Source organism: Embleya sp. NPDC056575 (assembly GCF_042793325.1).
GTDB lineage: Bacteria > Actinomycetota > Actinomycetes > Streptomycetales > Streptomycetaceae > Embleya.
Map to the genome: position 1 here is coordinate 1 of NZ_JBHTVA010000211.1, position 1,014 is coordinate 1,014.

At 68.5% G+C, this 1,014-nt stretch carries 1 protein-coding gene and 1 pseudogene; both read left to right on the forward strand.

Annotated elements, in window-relative coordinates; translation table 11 throughout:
* Positions 1–373 (forward strand): annotated as a pseudogene (locus ACFRCG_RS48820) (sugar ABC transporter substrate-binding protein); the annotation flags it as partial.
* A gap of 8 nt (positions 374–381) precedes the next feature.
* Positions 382–1,014: carbohydrate ABC transporter permease (locus tag ACFRCG_RS48825; protein ID WP_380043136.1), on the forward strand; the 633-nt coding region annotated here is incomplete at its 3' end.

A 1,014-nucleotide genomic window follows, 5' to 3' on the forward strand; every position in this document is an offset into this window, starting at 1 on the left:
GATCAAGGCCGGCCTGAAGTGGCTCGACCACATGTTCCTCACCCCCGGAACGGGCTTCCTCGGCGACTACGCCCGCGCCAAGCAGAACAACGCCCCCGTCGGCCTCCCCGAGCCCCGGCTCTTCACCGGCGCCGCCGACGCGAAGGACCAGCAGGTCAAGAAGGCCAACGCCAATGTGCCGGTGGAGAACTACCAGGCCTTCCTGGACGGCAACCAGAGCCTGCAGATGAAGATCGAGCCGCCCCAGGCCCAGCAGATCTACTCGGTCCTCGACGGAGCCGTCTCCGCGGTCCTCACCAAGAAGGACGCGAACGTCGACCAGCTCCTGAAGGACGCCTCCGGAAAGATCGACTCCATCCTGGCCCGGGGCTGACCAGGCGTATGAAGACCGCATCGAAGCCCGTGGTGCTTCCTCCGGCCGCCGTCGGCGCGCCGGAGGTACCGCGGTCGGCCGGGCGCCGGGCGAGGGGCCCGTGGCGCCGGCGCCTGGCCGACCAGTCCCGCGCGTACGCCTTCCTCGTCGGCGGCCTGCTCTGCTTCGCGCTGTTCTCCTGGTACCCCGCGATCCGCGCGGTCGTGATCGCCTTCCAGAAGTACACGCCGGGCTCCTCGCCCCAGTGGGTCGGCACCGCCAACTTCACCCGTGTCTTCCACGACCCGGAGTTCACCGCGGCCTGGCGCAACACGTTCACCTTCACGCTCCTCGCCCTGCTCATCGGCTTCGCCGTCCCGTTCGTGATGGCCCTGGTCCTCAACGAACTCCGGCACGCCAAGGCCTTCTTCAGGGTCGTGGTGTACCTGCCGGTGATGATCCCGCCGGTGGTCAGCGCCCTGCTGTGGAAGTGGTTCTACGATCCTGGAGCGGGCCTCGCCAACGAGGCGCTGCGCTTTCTGCACCTGCCCACCTCGAACTGGTCCAACGGCGCCGACACCGCGCTCATCTCCCTGGTCATCGTGGCGACCTGGGCCAACATGGGCGGCACGGTCCTGATCTACCTGGCCGCGCTCCAGGGC